The sequence below is a fragment of the Streptomyces sp. NPDC093568 genome (assembly GCF_044764945.1).
Taxonomy (GTDB): Bacteria; Actinomycetota; Actinomycetes; order Streptomycetales; family Streptomycetaceae; genus Streptomyces.
Genome location: NZ_JBIWJD010000003.1, coordinates 580,529 through 597,798 on the forward strand (window position 1 = coordinate 580,529; position 17,270 = coordinate 597,798).

General features: G+C 72.0%; 11 protein-coding genes. 9 read left to right on the plus strand and 2 right to left on the minus strand.

Annotated elements, in window-relative coordinates:
• Positions 1–154: 154 nt before the first annotated feature.
• The gene (locus tag ACIRD7_RS16685) at positions 155–883 is read left to right on the plus strand and encodes a FadR/GntR family transcriptional regulator (RefSeq protein WP_403453568.1); all 729 of its coding nucleotides are present in this window, start codon (positions 155–157) and stop codon (positions 881–883) included.
• A gap of 9 nt (positions 884–892) precedes the next feature.
• On the opposite strand, the gene ACIRD7_RS16690 is transcribed toward ACIRD7_RS16685, so the two are convergent.
• The gene (locus ACIRD7_RS16690; protein ID WP_403453569.1) at positions 893–1,954 is read right to left on the minus strand and encodes a YihY/virulence factor BrkB family protein; all 1,062 of its coding nucleotides are present in this window, start codon (positions 1,952–1,954) and stop codon (positions 893–895) included.
• A gap of 232 nt (positions 1,955–2,186) precedes the next feature.
• Here ACIRD7_RS16690 and ACIRD7_RS16695 point away from each other — a divergent pair, with 232 nt between their 5' ends.
• Both ACIRD7_RS16695 and ACIRD7_RS16700 read left to right on the plus strand, forming a co-directional pair.
• On the plus strand, positions 2,187–4,661 hold the full coding sequence (locus ACIRD7_RS16695) for a molybdopterin oxidoreductase family protein (protein WP_403453570.1): 2,475 nt from the start codon (positions 2,187–2,189) through the stop codon (positions 4,659–4,661).
• The gene (locus ACIRD7_RS16700) at positions 4,658–5,170 is read left to right on the plus strand and encodes a hypothetical protein (RefSeq protein WP_403453571.1); all 513 of its coding nucleotides are present in this window, start codon (positions 4,658–4,660) and stop codon (positions 5,168–5,170) included. The genes ACIRD7_RS16695 and ACIRD7_RS16700 overlap by 4 nt, the downstream gene beginning before the upstream one ends.
• A gap of 5 nt (positions 5,171–5,175) precedes the next feature.
• On the opposite strand, the gene ACIRD7_RS16705 is transcribed toward ACIRD7_RS16700, so the two are convergent.
• Positions 5,176–6,600 (minus strand): Gfo/Idh/MocA family protein, encoded by a 1,425-nt coding sequence (locus ACIRD7_RS16705; protein ID WP_403453572.1) that lies wholly within the window; start codon positions 6,598–6,600, stop codon positions 5,176–5,178.
• Positions 6,601–6,867: 267 nt separating this feature from the next.
• Between ACIRD7_RS16705 and ACIRD7_RS16710 the strand changes: the two genes are divergently transcribed.
• The 6 genes from ACIRD7_RS16710 to ACIRD7_RS16735 all read left to right on the plus strand — a co-directional run bounded on the left by ACIRD7_RS16710 (position 6,868) and on the right by ACIRD7_RS16735 (position 17,258).
• Positions 6,868–7,989, plus strand: a complete 1,122-nt coding sequence (locus ACIRD7_RS16710) for an ABC transporter substrate-binding protein (RefSeq protein WP_403453574.1) — start codon at positions 6,868–6,870, stop codon at positions 7,987–7,989.
• A gap of 228 nt (positions 7,990–8,217) precedes the next feature.
• On the plus strand, positions 8,218–9,816 hold the full coding sequence (locus tag ACIRD7_RS16715; RefSeq protein WP_403453575.1) for an amino acid permease: 1,599 nt from the start codon (positions 8,218–8,220) through the stop codon (positions 9,814–9,816).
• A gap of 360 nt (positions 9,817–10,176) precedes the next feature.
• Positions 10,177–11,100, plus strand: a complete 924-nt coding sequence (locus ACIRD7_RS16720; protein ID WP_403453576.1) for an urea amidolyase associated protein UAAP1 — start codon at positions 10,177–10,179, stop codon at positions 11,098–11,100.
• Between the two features lies 1 nt (position 11,101).
• Positions 11,102–11,995, plus strand: a complete 894-nt coding sequence (locus ACIRD7_RS16725; protein WP_403453578.1) for an urea amidolyase associated protein UAAP2 — start codon at positions 11,102–11,104, stop codon at positions 11,993–11,995.
• Positions 11,992–15,585: an urea carboxylase gene (gene uca / locus ACIRD7_RS16730; protein WP_403453579.1), complete on the plus strand. Its 3,594-nt coding sequence runs from the start codon at positions 11,992–11,994 to the stop codon at positions 15,583–15,585. The genes ACIRD7_RS16725 and uca overlap by 4 nt, the downstream gene beginning before the upstream one ends.
• Positions 15,582–17,258, plus strand: coding sequence for an allophanate hydrolase (locus ACIRD7_RS16735; protein WP_403453580.1), 1,677 nt, complete (start codon positions 15,582–15,584; stop codon positions 17,256–17,258). The genes uca and ACIRD7_RS16735 overlap by 4 nt, the downstream gene beginning before the upstream one ends.
• The last annotated feature ends 12 nt before the right edge of the window (positions 17,259–17,270 follow it).

Sequence of the window (17,270 nt, forward strand, 5' to 3'; positions counted from 1 at the left end):
TGCACGGCTTCCGGGGCGGAAACAAGGGTCGTACAGTGAAAGTCATCAGATGACTTTCGGGCGAGACGCATCCGACACATCCGGGACTCGCTACAGTGCTCCGAGGGGACCGCGGCGTGACCGAGGGCCCGTTCAGGGGAGGAAGAGGGGACGGATGTCCGCAGTCGAGAGGGCGTTCCACGGCCTACGGCACATGATCGCGACCGGGCGCCTCGGTCCGGGCGAGCGCATCCCGCCCGAGGGCGACCTCTGCGAGGAGCTCGGCGTCTCGCGGGGATCGCTGCGCGAGGCCGTACGGATGCTCGCCGCCCTGGGCGTGATCGAGCCACGGCACGGCTCGGGGACGTACGTCTCCCAGCTCAGGCCCGAGGACGTGATCGGCAGCCTTTCCCTGACCCTGGAACTCCTGCCGCTGTCGGGCCTGTTGGAGGTCTACGAGATCCGGCGCGTCCTGGAGGCGCACGTGGCCGCCCAGGCGGCGGCCCGCTGCACGCCAGAGACGGTGCGCACGCTCTTCTCGCTCATCGAGGACATGGAGGCCACGAGCGACCCCACCAAGGCCTCCGAACTCGACCACCGCTTCCACGCGGAGATCGCACGCGTCGGCGGCAACCCCACGCTCGCCTCGCTCCTGGCGGTCTTCCGGTCCCGCTCCCGCAAGTACCAGGTCTTCACCCTGCCCGAAGGCCCCGAAATGCGCAGGAAGAGCGACGACGACCACCGCGTCCTGGCCACCGCCATCGCCGACCGCGACCCCGTCGCCGCGGCCGGCGCGGCGCAGGCGCACGTCGCCCAGACGGAGCGATGGCTGCGGGCGTTCACACCGCCGGTGGAGGAGACGGCCGGCCCGGACCGGGCCTCAGGGCCCGGCGAGCCGACCTAGGTCTTCCGTTCAGGACTCGAGCCGTCGTCGATCGTCCTCGTCCCACTTCGTCGTGTCGCGAGGCTCCACGTACGGCTCCTTGTCGGCGGGGTAGCCGCCCGCGACGGCACGCTGGCGGGCCAGCTCCGCGTCGCACTCCAGGCCCAGCAGGATCGCCAGATTCGTGATCCACAGCCACACCAGGAAGATGATCACGCCGGCGAAAGTGCCGTAGGTCTTGTTGTACGAGCCGAAGTTCGCCGCGTACACCGCGAAGCCGGCCGAGGCGATCATCCAGATCACCAGGGCCAGGAAGCTGCCCGGGGTGATCCAGCGGAAGCCGCGGACCTTCGCGTTGGGGGTCGCCCAGTAGAGGATCGCGATCATGATCGTGACCAGGACGACGAGCACCGGCCACTTCGCGAACGACCACACCGTGAGCGCCGTGTCGCCGACACCCAGCGCGGAGCCGACCTCCTTGGCCAGACCGCCGGTGAACACGACGATCACCGCGCTGATCACCGCCATGACCATGAGGGTCACCGTCACACCCACGCGGACCGGCAGCACCTTCCACACCGGCCGTCCCTCGGGGACGTCGTACACCGCGTTGGCCGTCCTGATGAACGCGGCGACATAGCCGGAGGCCGACCACACGGCGAGGAGCAGACCCACCACGGCCATGAGCGAACCGATGCCGGCGTTGCCCTGCATCTGCTGCACCGCGCTGGTCAGGACGTCTCGCGCGGCGCCCGGGGCCAGCTTCTGGATGTTGTCCAGCACCTGCTGCGCCGCGGACTCCCCGACGACCCCGAGCAGCGAGATGAGCGCCAGCAGGGCCGGGAACAGCGCCAGGATGCTGTAGTACGTGAGTGCCGCCGCCCGGTCGGTCAGCTCGTCCTTCTTGAACTCCTTCACGGTGCCCTTCAGCACCGCCCCCCAGGAGCGCCCCGGCAGGTCCGTGGGACTCTCCGGCTCCTGCCGCTCCACCTGTTCATCCGGCCCGGCCTCTGGCGCCCGCGCGGTCTCGACCGTCTGGTCGGCCGCGTCGTGCCCGCCGCGCCGTTCGTGCCCTTTCAACGTCCATGCCATTCCGCACGGGTAACCGGCCGCGGAGCACTCCATACACGCATTCACGGCATTCCCGAACAACCAGGGAGTCGGACGTCTCTCGGCGGGCCCGCCGCACGCGGCTGACCTGGGATGTTTCCCGCGGTGTCGGCAGCGGTCTCCAGCAACTGGCGATCCGGCGATCTTTCAGGTCCACATCGCCGGGTACCCGCCGCGTCGTCAACCCAAGAGGCCGAGATCACGGAGGTCGTCGATGCGAGCGGACGTGGACCGGATCGCGCGGCCATGGGGAGAGCGCACCCCGTACGACCGGGACACGACCTGGCCGGTGCGGGTCGACTCGTTCCTGGAGTCCGGCATGACGGCCGAAGCGGTTCAGCGGTGGGTGCCGACGGCGTCCCTCCTGCACTCCAACGGGGACGCGATGGACCTGGCCGTCGCCGACGGAAGGCTCGTCGGGGTGCGGGGCCGCGCGCGGGACCGGGTGAACCGCGGCCGCCTCGGGCCGAAGGACCTGTTCGCCTGGCAGGCGAACCACTCCGCGGACCGGCTGACCGCTCCGCTCGTGCGCCGGGACGGGCGCCTGGTGCCCTGCGACTGGGACACGGCCATGACCGAGATCGTGGACCGGACCCGGCACCTGCTCGATGAACAGGGGCCCGGCGCTCTCGGGTTCTACACCAGCGGCCAGCTGTTCCTGGAGGAGTACTACACCCTGACGGTGATCGCCCGCGCCGGGCTCGGCACGAACCACCTGGACGGCAACACCCGCCTGTGCACCGCGACCGCCGCCGAGGCCTTGAAGGAGACGTTCGGGTGCGACGGCCAGCCCGCCTCCTACACGGACGTCGACCACGCGGATGCCATCGCCCTGTTCGGGCACAACATGGCCGAGACCCAGCCGGTGCTGTGGATGCGGGTCCTGGACCGTCTGGCGGGCGGCGACCCGCCCCGGCTGGTGTGCGTGGACCCGCGTCCGACACCGGCCGCCCAACATGCCACGGTCCATCTCGCGCCTCGCGCGGGTACGAACGTGGCCCTGCTGAACGCGCTGCTGCACGAGATCATCCGCACCGACCGGATCGACCACGACTTCGTCGACGCCCACACCGTCGGCTTCGACGAACTGTCCCGGGGCGTCGCCGACCGCACGCCCGCCTGGGCCGCCCGGATCTGCGACGTACCGGCCGCCAGGATCGCCGAAGCCGCCGAGGTCCTCGGCGGCGCCGAACGGCTCCTGTCCACCGTGCTCCAGGGCGTCTACCAGTCCCACCAGGCCACCGCCGCCGCCTGCCAGGTGAACAACCTCCAGCTGATCCGCGGCATGCTCGGCCGCCCGGGCTGCGGGGTGCTGCAGATGAACGGCCAGCCCACCGCCCAGAACACCCGCGAGTGCGGCGCCAACGGCGACCTGCCGGGGTTCCGGAACTGGGAGAACGACGCCCACGTCGCCGATCTCGCACGCGTCTGGAACGTCGAGCCGTCCCGCATCCCGCACTACGCCCCGCCCACTCCGGCCATGCAGATCCTCCGCTACGCCGAACAGGGCTCGATCCGGATGCTGTGGATCTCCGGCACCAACCCGGCCGTCTCCCTCCCCGAACTCAGGCGCATCCGCGAAATCCTCGGTCAGGAACGGCTGTTCACCATCGTCCAGGACCTCTATCCCACCGAGACCGCGCACCTGGCGGACGTCGTCCTGCCCGCCGCGACCTGGGCCGAGAAGACCGGCACGTTCACCAACGCCGACCGCACCGTCCACCTCTCCGAGAAGGCCGTCGAGCCGCCCGGGGACGCCCGCCCGGACCTGGACATCCTGCTCGACTTCGCCCGCAGGATGGACTTCCGCGACAAGGACGGCCGGCCGCTCGTCCGCTGGCACGACGCCGAGTCGGCGTTCGCGGCATGGCAGGAGTGCAGCCGCGGCCGCCCCTGCGACTACACCGGTCTGACCTACGAACGGCTACGGGACGCCGGCGGCATCCAGTGGCCCTGCACGGAGGCGGCACCCGACGGCACCGAACGCCTCTACACCGGCGGCGTCACCTGGGCCGCCCCGGAGGACTGCGAGACCTACGGCAGGGACCTGGTCACCGGCGCGTCCGTGTCCGAGACCGAGTACCGCGCGCTGAACCCCGACGGCAAGGCCGTCCTGAAGGCGGCCGAGTACCTGCCGCCGCACGAGTCGACGGACGACGTCTATCCCTTGCAGCTGAACACGGGCCGCACCCTGTACCACTTCCACACCCGTACGAAGACCGGCCGCACCCCGCAACTCAACGCCGCCGCCCCCGAGGTGTGGGTGGAGATCTCCGCCCCGGAGGCGCATCGGCACGGTGTGGCCGAAGGCGATCTGGTCGAAGTCACCAGTACGCGCGGCGCGGTCCGCGGACGCCTGCGGATCACCGGCATCCGGGACGGGATGGTGTTCCTGCCGTTCCACTACGGCTACTGGGACACCCCGGAGGGCGACCGCCCCGGCAAGGACGGCGGCCGGGCCGCGAACGAGACCACCGTCACCGACTGGGACCCGGTCTCCAAACAGCCGCTCTTCAAGACCGCCGCCGCGCGCCTGACGCTCGTCGAGCGGGCTGAGGGCGCTGTCAGCCCGGCCCCGACCACCGCGGCCTCCGCCCCGACCGACCCACGTTCGGCCCCGGCCACCACCGGCGGCCCGTCGGCCGTGGCCCACCAGAGTGTCGTAGCCCCGGAAGGAGAGCGGTCATGAGCGCGGTCCCTGCTGTGCTGCGCGTCCTCCATGACGGCGAACGCGCACTGGAGCGAGAACTGCTCGCCACGGCCGGACGGCACCCCGCCGAGCACGAGGTCCACCACGTCGCCACCGACCTCGCCCGCTGGTCCCACGAGCACGCCGAGCGCATCGCCCGCGCCGCCGAACCTCACGGCCTGCACTGGCCGGAGCCCGCCGCCGACGCGTCCCACGACGGCCGGCCGGGCCTCCCGCTGATGTCGGAGCGCCCGGCCCGCCCGGGCGGCGAGCCCGCCGGGCCCGACCTCGGCCTGCTGGACGACCTGCGCGGGCTCCATCTCGCCGCCACCGACAACTCCCTCAGCTGGGAGATGCTCGCCCAGGCGGCGCAGGCCACGGGCGACGGCGACCTGCTCGCCCTCGCGAGCACCTGCCACCCGCAGACCCTGCGGCAGCTGCGCTGGACCAACACCATGCTCAAGACGCTGGCCCCGCAACTGATCACCAGCGCGAACGGTTCCTCATGAGGGGTTCAGCGCAGGGGCGGCATGTCCGTGGGGCTGGAGTCGAGTCCGGGCCGTTTGCCGGCCCAGGCACCGCGGGTGAAGTCCGGGATCTCGACCGGGCGGCCGTTCCTCGCCAGGGAAGCGGCGCTCAGCGGGACCGCTGAACACCAGGCGGCCGAGTCGTAGACGTCGATGTCGGGCACCAGTCCCGCGCGCATCAACTGGACGGTGCGCCACTGCAGGACGTAGTCCATGCCGCCGTGACCGCCGTTGTTGGCGGCGTCGTCGCCGACCTTCCGCCACAGCCAGTGGTCGTACTCCTTGCGGTAGTCGGCGAAGTCGCGCCAGGTGTGACCGGCGTGGTCCGGTTCGAGATAGACGCGTGCGCCGGTCGGGGCGGGCCCGGTGTAGTCCTCGACGATCCCGCGGCTGCCCGCGAGGGAGTTGATCCTGCTGTAGGGCCGCGGTGAACTCACCTCGTGCTCGGCCCGGATGACCCGTCCCCGCTCGGTCTCGATGAGGCAGGTGACCAGGTCGCCGTTGATGTACGTCTCCTTCCAGGACGGGTGGTCCCGGGGGACGAAGCGCTCGCGGTAGTCGGCCAGGCCCTTGGGGGCGGTGGTGGTGGCGCTCAGGGTGGTCATCCGGTCGCCGCGGTTGATGTCCATGGCCGCCGCGATCGGGGCGAGCCCGTGCATGGGGTAGAGGGACGCGGTGCTGCGGGTGTGCCACAGCCGACGCCAGGAGTCGGTGTAGTACGTGTCGGAGAAGAGGAGTTCGCGCAGGTCGTGGAGGTAGCCGCCGTGGCCGTTGGTGATGTCCCCGAACACACCGGCGTGCGCCATCCTCAGCATCGCCAGTTCGTTGCGGCCGTAGCTGCAGTTCTCGGCGAGAAGCAGGTGCTTCCGGGTGCGCTCGGAGGTGTCGACCAGGTCCCACAGCTCGCGCAGTTCGGTCGCGACGGGGAGTTCCACCACGGCGTGCCTGCCGCTCAGCAGCGCGGCTCTGCCGTGCTCGTGGTGGAACTCCCACGGTGTGGCGACGTACACGAGGTCGATGTCGTCACGCCGCAGCATCTCGGCGTAGGAGGCGGATGAACCGCCGTACTCGGCGGGGCGGGGCTCGCCCTTGCTCACCAGCCGGTCGGCGGCGCTGCGTGCGCGCTCGGCGCGGATGTCACAGACGGCGGTCACGGTGCAGCCGGGTACGGCCGCCCACCCCATGACCATCCCTCCGCCGCGGTTGCCGAGGCCGATGACCGCGACCCGGACGGTTCTGTGGACCTCGAACGGCGCGCCGATCATCGACTTCTGTCCGGGACGGCGGCGGGGCGGCTGTTCCGTCGCGGCCGCCGCGGTGGGTGCCGCGCCGGTCATCCCGGCCGCGAGAGCGCCGGTGGCGACGGCTCCGCCCAGAAGCAAGCGGCGTGAGACAGCGGGTGTTTCGGACATGACGGCAACACTCCTCGGTGGGGTGGCTTGCATCACTGCCGGTGCACTGTCGGGACTGCGGGGACTGTCGGGACATGACTCTGGCGGGCTCCACTGTGCATGTCAATATGTGCTCGATAGAGTGCAGTTCCGAGCATCATCAAGCATCATCGAGTGGCTGACACAATGTCGGGCGGGTCCGTCGGTGCGCTGATTCGGCAGCGCGACAGCGGCGGACGCAAGGTCCGGCCAGGGGAAACCGACTCGTCACGCAGGAGACGCCAGCGCATGAACACGCCGCCATCGCAGCCATCGCCGCCCGGAGCGGACTGGGTTGACGGGTCGTCCGTACGGATCGGCGCACTCGTTCCGCTGACCCGGCCGGGCTGGGCCGAGTCCGGCCGACACCTGCTCGCCGGACTCGAGTTGGCCGTACGCGACGTCAATGAGGCGGGCGGAGTCGGCGGAAAGCCACTGGAGTTGGTGGTCCGGGACACGGCGGCCGATCCCCAGAAGGCCACGGCGGCGGTGGACGAGCTGGCCGGCCTGGGGGTGACCGCGCTGGTGGGGGAGTACCACAGCGTCGTCGCCCGTGCCGCGGCCGGCCGGGCCGACGAACTCGGAGTGCCGTTCCTGTGCTCGTCGGCGGTTCTCGACTCGCTCACGGAACAGCCGACGGAATGGGTCGCGCGCCTGGCCCCGGAGCAGTCCCGCGGCTGGCGGATCTACGCGGACTTCCTCCTCGGCGCGGGCAACAGCCGCATCGCCGTGGCGGCCCAGCCCAGCGTCTACTGGGCATCAGGGATCCGCATCCTGCGGGAGCATCTCGCCCCGCGCGGCGGTACCGTCATCGAACTGGACATGAGCGCGCTCACTCCCAATGCCGTGTGCGACGCACTCGTCGGCCATGGTGCGACAGCGCTCCTCCTCCTGGTCGGCCACCCGGACCCGGCGGTGCCGATCGTCCGGTCCGTCCGCTCCGACCCGCGCCTGGCCGAGATCCTGATCGGCGCTCCGGCCGGGCAGCCGGAGTTGACGGAATGGGTGAACCTGCTGGGCGGCGACGGCGCCGCGATTCCCTTCCTGCGCTATCTGCCCGAGCGGCTGAGCCCGCTCGGCGCACGCGTCGAGACGGCCCTGCGCGAGCGGCTCGCCCAAGCGCCCTCCTTCGTGGGCTTCGAGGGCTACGACACCATCGCCGTCCTCGCCCAAGTCCTGCGCTCTCACGGCCCGGACCGGGCTCGCATCGCCGGATCCTGGCCGCATGTCGAGGCTGAGGGCACCCGCGGGCGAATCCAGTTCTCCCGCACGCCGGGCATCAGCGTGTGGCAGTGGACCGGGGCGCCGATTCAGGTCGTCGACCGGGATCCGGCGGACCCCGAGCGCTTCCGGATCGTTCACACGGGCTGACGGAGCACGGCGCGGGTCCGGCCGCCGAGATGTCCGGACCCGCGCCTGTCCACCTGCCCGCCTGTGTGGTCGGGTGGACGGGGGCTCTGAGCTCGGGGGACCGGCAAGCCCCGTACCAGTGAGACCGGTTACACGACGTTAACGCCTGTGACTCGGTCGTGAGACCACCCGGTCCCACCATCGCAATACCTGTCAGCCGACAGGTAACCCCCGCTCGGAGGTGCGGTGATGAACCGATCAGAGCTCACCCCTGTGTCCCCTCCCGCCGACGGCCCCGCGACCGGCCCCGCTCACGTCGGCTACCACCAGGAACTACGCCGCGCCATGGGCGGCTTCGCGTCCTTCGCCGCGGGCTTCTCCTTCGTGTCGATCCTCACCACCGTCTTCCAGCTCTTCGGCCTCGGCTTCGGTCTCGGCGGCGCCGCGTTCTTCTGGACCTGGCCGCTGGTCTTCGTGGGCCAACTGCTGGTCGCGCTCTGCTTCGCCGAACTGGCGGCGCGCTGGCCCATCTCGGGGGTGATCTACCAGTGGTCGAGCCGGCTGGCCGGCACCACGACGGGCTGGTTCACCGGCTGGACGATGATCATCGGTCAGATCCTCACCGTCGCGGCGGCCGCGATCGCCGCGCAGGCCGTCCTGCCCGCCATCTGGTCCGGCTTCCAGATCGTCGGGGGATCGCACGCCGACCCCTCGGTCGCCTCCTCGACGGGCGCGCAGAACGCCGTCGTCCTGGGCTGCGTCCTGCTGGTGATCACCACCGTGGTGAACATCCTGGGCATCCGCCAGATGGCCGCGGCCACCAGCTTCGGCGTCGTGATCGAGATCGTCGGTGTGATCGCCCTGGTGCTGCTGCTCTTCTTCCTGCCCGAGCGCGGCCCCCAGGCAGTGGTCCACAACACCGGATGGGCGGGCGACGGCGCCTACCTGGGGGCCTTCCTCGCATCCTCGCTGATGGCGGCGTACGTCATGGTCGGCTTCGACTCGGCGGGCGAGCTGGCGGAGGAGACGCGCAGCCCACGCCGGACCACTCCCCGGACCATCCTGCGCGCGCTGATCTTCTCGGGCATCGGCGGCGCGCTGCTCATCCTCTCCGGACTGTTGGCGGCGAGCAGCCTGACCGACGGCAACCTGGCCACCGGCGGCCTCTCCTGGGTGCTCACCGACCGGCTCGGAGGCGTCCTGGGACGGCTGTTGCTGTGCTGCGTCGCCGTCGCGGTGTTCGCCTGCACCCTCGCCGTGCAGACCTCCGGCGCCCGAATGATCTACTCCATGGCACGTGAGGGCGCCCTGCCCTTCCACCGGCACCTCGCGAAGGTCTCGCCCCGCACCGGCACGCCGATCATCACGTCCATCGTGGTGGGCGTCGGCGCCGCGATCGCACTCCTGGTCAACGTCCGCCAGTCGGCGATCTTCACCGCGCTCTCCAGCCTCTGCATCGCCATGCTCTATCTGGCCTACCTGGGCGTGACGCTGCCGCTGCTCGTCGCCCGGATCCGGCACCGCGGCGCCGGCCCGCTCCCGGACGGCGTCGACGAGACCGGCCGGCCGCTGTTCTCCCTGGGCCGCTGGGGAACCCTCGTCAACGCGCTCGCCGTGCTCTTCCAGATCGGCATGACCGTCAACCTGCTGTGGCCCCGCCGGGAGATCTACGACCTCACCGAAGGGACCTGGTGGCTCCAGTGGAGCGCTCTGCTCTTCATCGGGCTCAGCCTCGCCCTCGGCGCCGGCTACTTCCTCGCCCGCCGCCTGCACCGCCGGATCCAGCTGAGGCACGTGCCCCACACCCACATCGAGCCGCCCGCCGAAGCCGTCGCCGAGCCCGCCTGACACCTCGGCGGTCCGTGTCGGCTACGCAGGCCGCCGAGCTCGGCCGACAGCCCGGCGGTCCGCGCCGGCCACGCAGACCGCCGAGCTCGGCCGACAGCCCGGCGGTTCGTGTCGGCTACGCAGACCGCCGAGCCCGGCCGACAACTCGGCGGTCCGTGGCGGCTACGCAGTCCGCCGAGCCCGGCTGACAGCTCGGCGGTCCGTGTCGGCTGCCCAGACCGCCGAGCTCGGCCGACAGCCCGGCGGTCCGTGTCGGCCACGCAGACCACCGAGCCCGCCCGACAACCCGGCGGTCCGCACCGGCCACGCATGGCCGGAGACCCGCTGACGACGCACCGACGAAGGGACGACGGGACAGCCATGACCACGACCGAAGGGCCGACGGCCCATCCGCCGCACGGCCGGCACCTCACCGAGCCGCCCACCTCTCAACCCCCCGCCGGCGTCCGCGAGCTGCACCAGACCGACAGCGTCCGCAACGCCCGCGAAGACGCCCGCGCCCAGGGCGGACAGGCCGGCGCATGGATGCCGTACCTTCCGGCGTCGGGCAGCCCGCACCGCCCGCCGGGAGTCGACGCCGCCGCCCTGGTCTGGGCGGAGACAGTCGCGCCCGGCGGCTACACCCACAAGGTCCTCGCCCGCGGCACACGGCTGCGCTTCGACGACCCGACCGGCGACGCCTGCGCCCATTTGCTGCTCTTCAACGCCCTGGAACCGGTCGAGCGGCTCAACGTCGCCGACACCCTGAAGATCCCCTGGCAGGCCTACCTGGGCCTGAACCACCCACTGCTGTCCGGCGACGGCCGGGTCATGGCCGTCGTCACCGGCGACTCCTCGGGCCGGCACGACGCCTTCTGCGGCACGACCACCGACGCGTGGAACGAACGCAAGTACGGCGACGCCCGCCCCGAGGGGCCGTCCCCGTCAGGGCGCGGACTCTTCGTCAAAGCCGCCGCCAAGCACGGCCTGAGCCGGCGCGATCTGCCGCCCAGCGTGTCGTTCTTCCAAGGCGTACGCGTCGAGGCGGACGGCGCCCTCAGCTGGCGGGGAAGCGAGGGCCCGGGCACCCACGTCGAACTCGTCGCGGAAATGCCCCTGTTGGTGCTGGTCGCCAACGTCGCCCATCCGCTGGACCCGCGCACCGACTACCTCGTCGGGCCCCTGCGCGTGCACGCCTGGCGCGGCACACCGACCGGCCCCGACGAGCCCCGGTTCGCCGCGACGCCCGAGCTGCACCGGGCGTACCTGAACACCGCCGACTACTGCGAAGCACGAGGGCTGTGACATGGCGACCACGCAGGCCGGCCAGACCGGTCAGACCACTCAGACCGCTCAGACCGCTCAGACCGCTCAGACCGCTCAGACAGAGAACACCGGTACCACCGCGACCACCTACCCCACCCCCGCGGGCGGCACCGTCGCCTCCACCGTCCCCGTCGGCGCCGTGTACACCGAGGGATCCCCCCTGGACTGGGCATCGAGCCTGGTCGAGGGCCGGATCGTCCTGGACGAGCACGTCCCACCCAACGCACCCTGGTCCGCGGTGGTGACCGAGGGGCACGTCCTGACGATCGTCGACGTCGGCGGCAACCAGTCCGCCGACTGTCTGCTCTACAACGCCGACGACCCCGAGGAGCGCTACAGCGTCCCCGACACCCTGGCCTGGCAGGGCAACGCCTATGTGCGCACAGGCACCGTTCTGCGCAGCAACGAGGGCCGCCCGCTGATGACCGTCGTCGCCAACGAGATCGACCGCCAGGACACGATCGGCGGCGCCTGCGGCAAGGAGTCCAACACCCTGCGCTACGGCCACCACGTGATGTTCCATCACGGCTGCCGCGAGAACTTCCTCGCCGAGGCATCCCGGCGCGGACTGGGGGTGCGCGACCTCGTCTCCAACCTCAACTGGTTCATGAACGTGCCCGTCGAGGCAGACGGCGCGCTGGGCATCGTGGACGGCATGTCGGCGCCCGGCCGCCGGGTCGCGGTGCGCGCCGACATGGACGTCCTGGTGATGGTGTCCAACTGCCCCCAGATGAACAACCCGTGCAACGACTTCAACCCGACCCCGCTGCGGATGATCGTCGTGGACCCCCAGAGCCCCGGCAGCCGCGACAGCCACGCCAGTGCACGTCCGCGGTCCGCGCAGGATCCGAGCATTCCGGAGGACGCCGCGTGACCGGCCGCCCCACCACTGTTCTCGTCGCCAACCGGGGTGAGATAGCCCGCCGAGTCATCCGCACGGCCAGGCTGATGGGCCTGGCCACCGTCGCCGTGTTCTCCGACGCCGACCGGGCCGCACCGCACGTCCGCGAGGCCGACCGGGCGGTCCGCCTCGGTGCCGCCCCCGCACGCGACTCGTACCTGCGCGGCGACGCGATCATCGAGGCCGCGCTCGACCACGGCGCCGGGATCATCCACCCCGGCTACGGATTTCTCTCCGAGAACGCCGCCTTCGCCCGCGCCGTCGAGGAAGCGGGCCTGCGCTTCGCGGGGCCGACCGCCGACCAGATCACCGCCTTCGGCGAGAAGCACACCGCCCGTGCCCTGGCCAAGGCGGCCGGAGTGCCGCTGCTGGCCGGGACGGAACTCCTCGCGAGCGCCGAAGAGGCCGTCACCGCGGCCGAGTCGATCGGGCTGCCCGTGATGGTCAAGGCCACCGGCGGAGGCGGTGGCATCGGCATGCAGGCCTGCGCCACCGCCGACGAGGTGCGTGCGGCCTTCGCCCGCGTGGCCGCGCTCGCCGAGTCGCACTTCGGATCGGCCGGCGTCTTCCTGGAGCGGCTGGTGCGCCCGGCCCGCCACGTCGAGGTGCAGGTCTTCGGCGACGGCGCCGGCCGGATCGCCGTCATCGGCGACCGCGACTGCTCGCTCCAGCGCCGCAACCAGAAGGTGATCGAGGAGGCTCCGGCCCCGTCCCTGCCCGACCGTGTCCGCGCTCAGCTGCACGACTCCTCGCGCCGGCTGCTCGCCTCGGTCGGCTACCGCGGCGCGGGGACCGTGGAGTTCGTCTACGACCCGGTGCGCGAGGAGGCCGCCTTCCTGGAGGTCAACACCCGGCTCCAGGTCGAGCACCCGGTGACCGAGGAGGCGTACGGCGTCGACCTCGTCGAACTCATGCTCGCCCTGGCCCGCGACGGCCGCGTCGACGACGCCGTGTTCGAAAGGGCCTGGACGCCCACCGGACACGCCGTGCAGGCCCGGGTCTACGCAGAGGACCCCGGCAAGGACGCGCTCCCCTCCTCGGGCCTGATCACCCGAGCGGTCTTCCCCGGTCAGGGCACCGATGAGATACCCGGGGTCAGGGTCGACGGCTACGCCGAGACCGGCCTGGAGATATCGCCGTACTACGACCCCATGCTGACGAAGGTGATCGCGCACGGCGCCACCCGCGACCGCGCGTTCGACGTCCTCGGCGAGGCGCTGGGCGCGAGCCGGGTCGACGGCATCGTCACCAACCTGGGCCTGCTGCGCGCGCTGACCGTGCGCGGCGAAGTCCGCGAAGCCGTGCACAGCACCAGCACGCTCGCCACCACCGACGACCCGGAGCCCCGCATCGACGTCCTGGTGCCGGGACCGATGACCACCGTCCAGGACCTCCCCGGCCGGCTCGGCCACTGGCACGTGGGCGTGCCGCCGAGCGGCCCCTTCGACCCGGTCTCCTTCGCCGAGGCGAACCTGGCCGTCGGCAACCCGGCCGAGGCGCCCGCGCTCGAAGTCACCGCGGGCGGCCTGACCCTGCGCTTCTCCACCGCCACCACGGTCGCGGTCAGCGGCGCCCCCGTCCCGGTCAGCGCGGGTGGCGCCGTGGCCGCCATGTGGGAGCCGGTGGCCGTCCCGGCCGGCGCCACCCTGGTCCTCGGCACCGCACAAGGGCCCGGCCTGCGCACCTATGTGGCCGTCCGAGGCGGCATCGATGTCCCCGAATACCTGGGCAGCGCCTCGACGTTCACCCTCGGTGGCTTCGGCGGGCACGGCGGCCGGGCGCTGCTCGCCGGGGACGTACTGCGACCCGCGGCCTCCAGCGCCGCCCCCGTCGGCCCGACCCCGCCCGAGCGGCGCCCCGCGATCACCTCGCACTGGCGGATCGGCGTGACCGAAGGGCCGCACGCGGCACCGGAGTTCTTCACCCGCGAGGACATCGACACCCTCTACGCCACCGACTACAAGGTGCACCACAACTCGGCCCGCACCGGCATCCGCCTCATCGGACCCAAACCCCGCTGGGCCCGCCAGGACGGCGGCGAGGCCGGACTGCACCCCTCCAACATCCACGACACGCCGTACGCGGTCGGAGCCCTGGACTTCACCGGCGACACGCCGATCATCCTGGGCCCCGACGGGCCGTCCCTGGGCGGATTCGTCTGTCCCGCGGTGGTCGCCAGCGGCGAACTGTGGAAGCTCGGCCAGCTCCGCCCCGGCGACACCGTCCGGTTCGTACCGGTCAAGGAGGCCGAGGCGGCGGGCCTCGACGCCCGCCGCGCCTCGCCCGCGCTGATCAGCACGGGAGGCGACGGCGACGACGGCGTCCTGGACCGCCTGGGGGCGACCGACACCCGCCCTGACGTCACCTACCGCCGCGACGGCGACGACAACGTCCTCGTCGAGTACGGCCCCATGGTGCTCGACCTCGGCCTGCGGATGCGGGTGCACGCCCTGCAGGAGACCCTGGCCGCGCACGCGCCGGACGGCATCGTCGACGTCACGCCGGGCATCCGGTCCCTGCAGATCCACACCGACGCCCGCCGCCTGAAGGCCCGTGATCTCACCGCCCTGCTGCGCGAACTGGAGGACGAGGTCCCGCCCACCAACGAGTTGGTCGTCCCCTCCCGCACCGTGCGGCTGCCGCTCAGCTGGGACGACCCCGCGACCCGGCTCGCCATCGAGCGGTACATGGCCGGCGTGCGCGACGACGCCCCGTGGTGCCCGTGGAACATCGAGTTCATCCGCCGCGTCAACGGCCTGGAGACCCCCGACGACGTCTACCGCACCGTCTTCGCCGCCTCCTACCTGGTGCTCGGCCTCGGTGACGTCTACCTCGGCGCCCCCGTGGCCACCCCGCTCGACCCGCGGCACCGCCTGGTCACCACCAAGTACAACCCGGCCCGCACCTGGACCGCGGAGAACTCCGTCGGCATCGGCGGCGCCTACCTGTGCGTCTACGGCATGGAGGGCCCCGGCGGATACCAGTTCGTCGGCCGTACCGTGCAGGTCTGGAACCGCTTCCGCAGGGGCGGACTGTTCCAGGACTCGCCCTGGGCCCTGCGCTTCTTCGACCGCATCGAGTGGTATCCCGTGACCGCGGAGGAACTCCTCGAACTGCGCGCCGAGACCGACGCCGGCCGCGGCCCCCACGACACCCAGGAGGGCACTTTCTCGATCGCCGAGTACAACGCGTTCCTGGCCGCCAACGCCGACTCGATCGCCGCCTTCCGGCAGCGGCAGAGCGCGGCGTTCGACGCCGAGAAGGAACGCTGGCGGGCCGCCGGCGAGTTCGACCGGAACGACGATCCCGCACCCCCGGCCGCCGACGCCGTCACCGTCCCGGACGGTGCGACCCCGGTCACCGCGCCCTTCACCGCGACCGTCTGGCAGACCGTCGCACAGCCGGGCACCACCGTCGCCGAGGGCGACCCGATCCTCTCGCTGGAGGCGATGAAAATGGAGTCCACAGTGAGCGCTCCGACCACCGGAACCCTCCTGGAGATCTACGTCAGACCCGGTGAACAGGTCGCCCCCGGCCAGGTTCTCGCGGCGGTGAAGGCATGAACCTCCAGACCCCCGCCCAACGAGTCGAGGCCGCCTACGACCGCGTCGAGTCCGCCGGCCGGCCCGAACTCTGGATCCACCTCAGGCCCCGCGACGAGGTGCTCGCCGAGGCGGCCGCGATCGATCCGAGGCTGCCCCTGGCCGGGCTGGTCGCAGCCGTCAAGGACAACATCGACGTGGCCGGCCTGCCCACCACTGCCGGCGCGCCGTCCTACGCCTACCGGCCGGACGCGGACGCGCCCGCGGTGGCACGGCTGCGCGCGGCCGGCGCGGTGGTGCTCGGCAAGACCAACCTCGACCAGTTCGCCACCGGTCTGGTCGGCACCCGCAGCCCCTATGGCGCCGTGCGCAACGCCTGGGACACGGCCCGCATTTCCGGTGGATCGTCCTCCGGCTCCGCCGTCACGGTCGCGCTGGGCATCGCCGACATCGCCCTGGGCACCGACACGGCGGGCTCGGGCCGGGTGCCGGCGGCCCTCAACGGCATCGTCGGCGTCAAGCCCACCAAGGGCCTGGTGCCCGTCACCGGGGTGGTCCCCGCCTGCTACACCCTCGACTGCGTGACCGTGTTCGCCCGCGACCTGCGGCTCGCCCGCACGGCCGCGGAGATCGTCGAGGGCCCCGACCCGGCCGACCCGCTCTCCCGCACCGGTACGCAGCTTCCACCGCCAGCGGCCCGCCCCAGGGTCGCCGTGCCGAACCGGGAGAACCTGCGAGGCATGGCCGACGGCTGGCTCGAGGCCTTCGACGCAGCGGTTGCCCTTTTGGCGGCCACCGGCGTGGAGATCGTCGAGACCGATGTCACCCCGCTGCTGGAGGCCGCCCAACTGCTGTACGGCGGCGCGTTCGTGGCCGAGCGGTACGCCGCCGTGGGCGAGCACCTCGAGAAGCACCGCGACCTGATCGGAACGGACCTCGACCCCACCGTCGCGTCCATCGTGCTGGCCGGGCGGGCCAAGACCGCCGCCGACTGGGCCACCGACACCGCTCGCCTCGCCGCCCTCGGCGCCACCGCACGCGCGGCCCTCGACGGCTGCGCGGCGCTCCTCACCCCGACCACCACCTGGCATCCCACCCTCGATGAAGTGGCGGCCGACCCGGTCGGCGCCAACGCGCGCATGGGGCGCTTCACCAACTTCGCCAATCTGTTGGACCACGCCTCGCTCGCCGTCCCCGCCGGGTTCGTGGACGGCCTGCCGTTCGGCGTGATGTTCACCGGCCCGGCCTTCTCCGACCGGGCCCTGGCCGCCCTGGCCGAGCGGTTCGCCGATCCGGGGCTCGACCTGTTCGTGGTCGGCGCCCACCTCACCGGACAGCCTCTCAACGCCCAGTTGGTCGCTGCGGGCGGCACCCTGGTGGGCCCGGCGCACACCGCCGACCGCTACCGCCTGCACGCCTTGGCCACCGAGCCGCCCAAGCCGGGCCTGGTCCGGCTCGCCGGGACCAGGACAAACGGTGGCAGGGGAGTGGGCATCGAGGGAGAGATCTGGCGGCTGCCGGCCGCGGGCTTCGGGACGCTGACCGCTGCCGTACCGGCGCCGATGACGGTCGGCACCGTAGAACTGTCCGACGGACGGCAGATCAGCGGCTTCCTCGTGGAGCCGTACGCCGTCGAGGACGCACCCGACATCACCGGCTTCGGCGGCTGGCGGGCCTACTTGGCGAGCGAGTGAGGCCGGACGACC

Excerpts from the sequence above, each read along its gene's own strand:
- ACIRD7_RS16685 (WP_403453568.1), top strand. The coding sequence starts at position 155 with ATGTCCGCAGTCGAGAGGGCGTTCCACGGCCTACGGCACATGATCGCG.
- ACIRD7_RS16690 (WP_403453569.1), bottom strand. The coding sequence starts at position 1,954 with ATGGCATGGACGTTGAAAGGGCACGAACGGCGCGGCGGGCACGACGCG.
- ACIRD7_RS16695 (WP_403453570.1), top strand. The coding sequence starts at position 2,187 with ATGCGAGCGGACGTGGACCGGATCGCGCGGCCATGGGGAGAGCGCACC.
- ACIRD7_RS16700 (WP_403453571.1), top strand. The coding sequence starts at position 4,658 with ATGAGCGCGGTCCCTGCTGTGCTGCGCGTCCTCCATGACGGCGAACGC.
- ACIRD7_RS16705 (WP_403453572.1), bottom strand. The coding sequence starts at position 6,600 with ATGTCCGAAACACCCGCTGTCTCACGCCGCTTGCTTCTGGGCGGAGCC.
- ACIRD7_RS16710 (WP_403453574.1), top strand. The coding sequence starts at position 6,868 with ATGAACACGCCGCCATCGCAGCCATCGCCGCCCGGAGCGGACTGGGTT.
- ACIRD7_RS16715 (WP_403453575.1), top strand. The coding sequence starts at position 8,218 with ATGAACCGATCAGAGCTCACCCCTGTGTCCCCTCCCGCCGACGGCCCC.
- ACIRD7_RS16720 (WP_403453576.1), top strand. The coding sequence starts at position 10,177 with ATGACCACGACCGAAGGGCCGACGGCCCATCCGCCGCACGGCCGGCAC.
- ACIRD7_RS16725 (WP_403453578.1), top strand. The coding sequence starts at position 11,102 with ATGGCGACCACGCAGGCCGGCCAGACCGGTCAGACCACTCAGACCGCT.
- ACIRD7_RS16735 (WP_403453580.1), top strand. The coding sequence starts at position 15,582 with ATGAACCTCCAGACCCCCGCCCAACGAGTCGAGGCCGCCTACGACCGC.